The 6753-nt window shown below is 67.9% G+C and carries 5 protein-coding genes; 4 read left to right on the forward strand and 1 reads right to left on the reverse strand.

Features of this window, described 5'->3' with window-relative positions:
• Window positions 1–49 precede the first annotated feature (49 nt).
• A complete protein-coding gene (locus ON45_RS17685; RefSeq protein WP_158412496.1) occupies window positions 50–1300 on the reverse strand; it encodes an NAD(P)/FAD-dependent oxidoreductase in 1251 nt (416 codons plus the stop codon).
• A gap of 166 nt (window positions 1301–1466) precedes the next feature.
• Between ON45_RS17685 and ON45_RS22460 the strand changes: the two genes are divergently transcribed.
• The 4 genes from ON45_RS22460 (at window position 1467) to ON45_RS17705 (ending at window position 6721) form a co-directional block, all read left to right on the forward strand.
• The gene (locus ON45_RS22460; protein ID WP_040495624.1) at window positions 1467–2087 is read left to right on the forward strand and encodes a hypothetical protein; all 621 of its coding nucleotides are present in this window, start codon (window positions 1467–1469) and stop codon (window positions 2085–2087) included.
• Window positions 2088–2201: 114 nt separating this feature from the next.
• Window positions 2202–2888, forward strand: coding sequence for a response regulator transcription factor (locus ON45_RS17695; protein ID WP_040495625.1), 687 nt, complete (start codon window positions 2202–2204; stop codon window positions 2886–2888).
• 24 nt (window positions 2889–2912) lie between these two features.
• Window positions 2913–4304, forward strand: coding sequence for a sensor histidine kinase (locus ON45_RS17700; RefSeq protein WP_040495626.1), 1392 nt, complete (start codon window positions 2913–2915; stop codon window positions 4302–4304).
• Between the two features lie 14 nt (window positions 4305–4318).
• Entirely contained in the window at window positions 4319–6721 is a 2403-nt protein-coding gene (locus ON45_RS17705) for a lysylphosphatidylglycerol synthetase family protein (protein ID WP_158412498.1), read from the forward strand.
• Window positions 6722–6753: the final 32 nt, after the last annotated feature.

Genomic DNA, 6753 nt, shown 5'->3' on the forward strand with positions numbered 1-6753 from the left:
TCGTGAACAGTTCGCGCACGGAGCGCTGGAACAGTTCACGAGAACGGGTTCAGGCGGCGGCGCGGGTCTTGCGGAGGAGGGGATCGGCGAGGCCGAGGCCCTTGTCGGCGAGCCACATCACGCGCCCGGCGGCACCGGGAGTCTCGTTGTCGACGAGGTTGCCCATCACGGCGAGCGTGATGTTCGCGATCGACTCGGTGCTGACCGAGAACCGCAGACCGTTCTTGAGGATCCACGGGTGCCCGATCAGGAACGAGAACCGACGGCCCGTTCGAAGGAACGCGTCGAACCGTTCGCCGACCTCCGCGTCGTACCGCTCGATCACGGTGGCGGGATCGTCGATGAACAGGTCGGCGGCGAGCATCCCCGACTCGAGGCCGTAGTCGATGCCCTCACCGTTCATCGGATTGACGAGACCGGCTGCGTCCCCGATCGCGACCCAACCGGGACCGACCCGCTTTTGCGTCGACATCGGGAGCCGCCAGGCCCGCGGTCGCTCGAGGTTCGGTCCGATCTCCCAGTCGGGCTCGACCACACGTCGATACGAATCGAGCATCGTGTTGAGGTTCAACTTCTTGAACCCCTTCATCGTCGACAGGGCGCCGACGCCGATGTTGACCGTGCCATCGCCCGCGGGGAACATCCACCCGTACCCGGGCACGGCGGTTCCGTTCTCGTCCTCGAGTGACAGCATCGCCTCGAGGTGCTCGTCGCCGTGCCGCGGTGTCTCGGCGTAGCTGCGGATGGCGAGACCGAACGTCTCACCGTCGACGCGCGTGGCGCCGAGCATCCGAGCGACCTGCCCGGGCGGGCCCGCGGCGACGATCGTGAGGTCGGCGGCGATTCGCTCGGCCGCACCGGTCGGGACACGCTCGTCGCTGGTGGGACGGACCTCGACGCCGACGACGCGGTCGCCGTCCAGCACGGGAAGCGCTTCGGACTCGAAACGGATCTCCGCTCCGGCCGCGGCGGCCGCATCGATCAGCGCCTTGTCGAGGCGTCGTCGTGGCCACACCGCGCCGTGGTTCGGGAACCGGCCGGTCGTCGGCCAGTCGAGTTCGCGGGTCGTCTTCCCGGCGATCATCCGCAGACCGCGGATCCGATGTGCGTCGGCCATGTCGATCTCGAGTTCGCGGAGTGCACCGACCGCCCGGGGCGTGAGTCCGTCGCCGCATACCTTGTCCCGACCGTGCGGCCCCTTCTCGAACACGATCACCGACGCGCCCTGTCGAGCGGCGCGGATCGCTGCGGCAGCACCGGCCGGCCCGCCTCCGATGATCGCGATGTCGACCTTCTGCACCACCCCACGGTGCCCGGAAACTCAGCCAATTGCACGATCGACCGACAGAACCACGGAAGGGCATCGGTCACGAATCCTTACCGAATCTTGTGGTTTCGCTCGCTCGCCGCTCACCAACGGGACGTTTCGTGGCACCTGTCAACCACGAGAACCAGGAGTTCACACCATGAAGAACCAGACGACCCGCATCCGCACCGGGCTTTTGACCGCGGCCCTCGCCGGTGGGACGTTGCTCGGCGCCTCCCAACTCGGAGGAATCGCGAACGCCCAGACCGACGAGACACCAACCGAGGACACAACCGAGGACACAGCCGAGGACACGACCGACTCGACCGAGAGCCCTGCCGACGACACGACGACCGACTCGGCCGAGCGTGAGGGCCGTGGACAGGAACTCGCCGACCTGCTCGGGGTCGAGGCGGACGCACTGCGCGAGCAGCTCCGCGACGGAGCGACCCTCGCCGAGATCGCCGAGGCGAACGGCGTCGACGTCCAGTCCGTGATCGACCTGATCGTCGCCCAGATGAGCGAGCGGCTCGACCAAGCCGTCGAGAACGGCCGCGTGGACGAAGCCGAAGCCGCCGAGAAGCTGGCCGAGTTCGAGGAGCGCGCGACCACCACCGTCAACGAGGGCGGTCGCGTGCTGGAGGGTCGTCGCGGGGGCCGCGGCCCCGGTGGCGGTCACGGACCGGGGCAGTGTGACGACGCGGCTGCTGCCGACGACGCTGCGGGAGACGACGCGACCCCCGGTGAGGAGACCGAGGAACTCGTCCTCGTCGAGAGCTGACGTCGAGCCGAACCAGGGCCGCACGATCGGCTCGGGGCGAACGAGGGGTGCCCGACCGTGACGCGGTCGGGCACCTCGGCCGCGTCCGGATGGCGTCGTAGATTGAACTCACCCATGTCCACCGTCCTGATCGCCGAAGACGACAAGCAGATCCGCGAAGCACTCGATCGCATCCTCCGCTTCGAGGGGTACACGACGGTGCCCGTGAACGACGGCGCTGCCGCGCTCGAGGCGTTCGTGGAACACCGCCCGGACGCGGCGATCGTCGATGTCAACATGCCCTTCGTCGACGGCGTCACGCTGACACGCAAGCTGCGCGACCGAGGCGACCGCACGCCGATCCTGATCCTCACCGCGCGTCGAGCGACAGCCGATCGGGTCGAGGGCCTCGATGCAGGCGCCGACGACTACCTCCCCAAACCGTTCGAGGTCGAAGAGCTGCTCGCACGGATCCGAGCGTTGCTCCGCCGGACCGACAGCGGAGCGGGCGCACCCGTTCTCGTTCTGGGTGATCTGACGCTCGACACCGCGAAGCGGATGGTCACCCGTGGCGGGCGCACCGTCGATCTGACCAAGACGGAATTCGACATCCTGGAGTACCTGGTCCGCAACGCCGAGATCGTGCTGTCGCGGTCGACGATCTACGAGGAGATCTGGGGCTACGACTTCGAGGCCTCGTCGAAGTCACTCGATGTCCACATCGGCTATCTCCGCCGCAAGCTCGAGGACGACGGCGCCGGACGACTCGTCCACACGGTCCGCGGAGTCGGCTACGTGGCGCGGGTTCCGGACCCCGAGTGACGGTGGCCGCGTGAGGACCGTGTCATGAGCTTGCGATCGCGGTTGGCGATCCTGTTCGGCCTCGTCGCGTTGGTCGCAAGCGGTCTGGTCGGTGCGATCTCGTATCGCAGCACGGCGCTCGAACTGCGTGATTCGACGGATCGGTTCCTGCGCGCCCGTGCCGACGAAACGGTCGAGAACGCTCGCGACCTCGTCCTCGACCGAAGCGAACCGGGAGTGCGTGGTCGCCCGGGAGCCGAAGGTCGGGTGAGCGACGGATTACCCGTCGCCGACGACGATTCGATCATCCAGATCTCGGGACCGGAGGGGCGGGGTCTGTCGAGCAGCGTCGAGCTGCCGGTCACGGCGGCGGCCGAGGACCTGCGTGACAGCCGATCGGGCTCCGGTACACAGGTGGTCTACGAGGACGTCGCGATCGACGGTGAGTCGTATCGGATGGCTTCGCTCGCCGGTGCGCAGGGAGGGCTCGTCCAGGTCGCCCGTTCGACCGCCGAGAACGACGAGGTGCTGCGCGCGCTGGTCGGACGTTTCGCCGTCATCGCCATCGTGGTCGCGGCACTGGCCGCGTTGATCGGCTGGCTGCTCGCCACGACGGCCACAGCTCCGCTCCGCCGGCTCACGGGGGTGGTCACCGATGTCGCGACGACCCGCGACTTCACCACCGACGTCGGCGAAGCGGGACGGACCGACGAGATCGGACAACTCGCCGCGAGTTTCGCGACGATGCTCGACGCGCTGGAAGCGAGCCGTGCCCAGCAGCATCGGTTGATCCACGATGCCGGCCACGAGCTGCGGACTCCGCTCACGAGCCTGCGCGCCAACGTCGCCATGCTCGAACGCGCGGGCGATCTTCCTGCCGCCGAGCGGGCGGAGATCCTGGCGGCGATCCGGTCGGAGCTGGTGGAACTCGGCGACCTGTTCGACGAGATGATCGACCTGGCAACCGATCAGCGCGACGGAGCGTTGGAGCGCGTCCCCGTCGACCTGGCCGGCGTGGTCGATGGTGTGGCGGCCCGATGGGCACAGCGCAGCGATCGGCCGATCGAACTCGATGTCCGGTCGAGCACCGTGCAGGGAGATGCAGCGATGCTCGAACGGGCCGTGAGCAATCTGGTCAGCAACGCGGACAAGTTCAGCCCCGCCGGCGAGCCGGTGACGATCGTCAGCTCCGACGGCACGGTCAGTGTGCGCGACCGCGGTCCGGGAATCGCACCGGACGACCGCGCGCACGTCTTCGAACGGTTCCATCGCAGCGAGTCGACTCGGGCCATGCCGGGTTCCGGACTCGGGCTGTCGATCGTCGCCCAGATCGTCGAGCTGCACGGCGGCGAGGTGTGGGTCCGTGAGGCCGTCGGCGGCGGTGCCGACGTCGGTTTCCGATTGCCGACGGATGTTGCACCGCGCGACGTCGGATGATGCATGCTGTGCGCGTGGAATCGGCCACGACGAAGCGGTTGAGACTGCGCGAGCAGGATCGTCGCGACTGGAAGCGACATCCCGTGGATGTGGCGCGCCTCATGGTGCGGCTGCTGATGCTCGCTGCGGTGCTCGCGCTCACCGCAGCTTTTCCGACGGCGCTCACGAACGTCTCGTCGGATCTGGTCGAACTCTTCTCGCGGATGCCGACGCCGCTGCGCTACGCGCTCGTCGGTTTCGCACAGCTGTCGCTGCTCGTCATCCCGGTGATCGTCGTCGGCTGGTTGCTCATTCGGCGGACGCGGCGGGCGACCGCTCTCGTGGTGGGCGCCTCCGTGGTCAGCGGTGTCGTCATGGTCCTGCTGACGAACTGGCTGACCAGGGTCGCTCCTCCCGTCGAGATCACGGATCTGGCGTCGAGTTCGTTCGTCGCGACCGATCTCCCGTCGGTGGGATATCTCGCCGCGCTCGTTGCCGGCGCGTCGGTGGCCTCTCCGCTGATGTCGTCGTACTGGCGGCGCGTCTCGTGGCTCGCTGTCGGCGTGGCCGTGGCTGTTCGAGTCCTCAGCGCAACTCAGGCTCCGGTGAGCATCGCGGTCACCGTGACACTCGGTGCCGCGATCGGGTCGGCCGCGCTCGTGGCGTTCGGATCACCGCAACGGCGGCCGGGTGCGGCTTCGCTGAGTGCCGCCCTCCATGCCGGTGGGTTCGAGATCGATGCCCTCGGCGACGAAGCGACCGAGCGCGGTCTGCGGACCTATCACGGCCGCGACGACGGCCGGCTCGTCGACGTGACCTACCTCGATCGAGATGATCGGGATGCCGAACTGTTCGCACGGGTGATCCGGTCGATCAAGGTGCGCGACGTCGAGGAGCAGAAGCTCTCCGTCAAGCCCCGGGTACGCGCCGCCCAGATCGCACTCGCCACATCGATGGCCGGACGAACGGGAGCACGCGTGCCGGAGATCCTGGCCGTGGCTCCGGCCGACTCCGAGAGCGCCGTGTACGTCTCGGCGCATCCCGACGGTGAACCCCTCACCGATGCGGATCCCGACGCGGTCACCGATGCCGCCCTCGACGACGCCTGGCGTCAGATCGGTCGACTCCACGCCGGCCGCATCGCGCACCGGTCGTTGTCCGGCTCCAACCTCGTCCTCGACGGCGACGAGGTGACGCTGCTCGGGATGGATACCGCGTTGCTCGCGTCGAGCGATGAATCGCGGGCGATCGACCGCGCCGATCTGCTGGTCTCGATGGCGCTCGTGGTCGGCGTCGACCGGTCGCTCGACTCCGCGGTGCGCATCGTCGATGCCCGACTGCTCGAGACGACGCTGCCGTTCGTTCAGGTCCGGGCACTCCCGGCGCGAGCGCAGCGGGAGGTTCGTCACCACAAGGAGCTGATCGATCAGCTGCGGACCGGGTTGCAGGATCGGCTCGGTGTCGACGAGGTCGAGCTGGCGGAGCTCGAACGGGTCAGCATCGCAAAGGTTGTCACGTGGGTCGGATTCGGCGTTCTCGCCTTCTTCCTGTTGACGCTCGTCTCGAACTGGTCGGAGATTCGGGAGGCGATGTCGGGGATCAACTGGGTCTGGGCGATCCCGGTCCTCCTCGCGACGCTGATGGGCACGGTGGCCGGTGCGATGTCGCTGAGCGGTTCGGTCGTGAGACCGATCGCACTCGGCGAGGCGATCATCGTGATGTTCGGCCAGTCGTTCCTCAACCGGTTCACCCCGATGAACGCCGGCGGCATGGCGATGCGCATCCGCTACCTGCAGAAGGGCGGCACCGACGGCACCGTCGCCGCGGCGGCGATCGGGTTGACGTCGGCCGTGAGTGGCGTCGTCCAGGTCGGCTTCATCGCCTTCTTCCTGTTGTGGAGCAGCACCGACGTGTCCTCCGACACGAGTTCCGATGGTGGCGGTGGCAGTCCTGATCTGACGGTCGTTCTGGTGTTCGTCGGTGCGGCGATCGTGGCGGCCATCGCCATTGCGCTGACTCCGAAGCTCCGTCGATGGGTCGTCTCCTTCGTGAAGTCGACGGTCCAGAAGATCCGCACGGACTTCGGCGAGTTGGCCCGGCGACCGACCAAGATGGCGTTGCTCTTCGGTGGAGCGACCCTCGGAAAGCTGATGACGATCGTGGCGTTCGTCGCCTCGTGCCGAGCATTCGACATCGACCTCTCGTTCGCCACTCTCGGCGCGCTCTACATGGTCGCCACCACCATCGCGTCCACGGTGCCGACCCCCGGCGGCGTCGGAGCGGTCGAGGCCGCATTGGTGCTCGTGTTGACGAATGCAGGCGTCGACGACGCCACGGCGTGGGCGGCGGTCCTGTTGTTCCGCCTGATCAACTACTGGTTCCCGACGATCCCCGGATACGTCGCGTTGAAGATGAGCGAGCGCCGCGAACTCGTCTGACGTGCCATCGGGTGTCAGACACCCGATGGCAC

It is taken from the genome of Ilumatobacter nonamiensis YM16-303 (genome assembly GCF_000350145.1).
GTDB lineage: Bacteria > Actinomycetota > Acidimicrobiia > Acidimicrobiales > Ilumatobacteraceae > Ilumatobacter_A > Ilumatobacter_A nonamiensis.

Coding starts and splice junctions, on each gene's coding strand:
- ON45_RS17695 (WP_040495625.1), top strand. CDS start 2,202: ATGTCCACCGTCCTGATCGCCGAAGACGACAAGCAGATCCGCGAAGCA.
- ON45_RS17700 (WP_040495626.1), top strand. CDS start 2,913: ATGAGCTTGCGATCGCGGTTGGCGATCCTGTTCGGCCTCGTCGCGTTG.
- ON45_RS22460 (WP_040495624.1), top strand. CDS start 1,467: ATGAAGAACCAGACGACCCGCATCCGCACCGGGCTTTTGACCGCGGCC.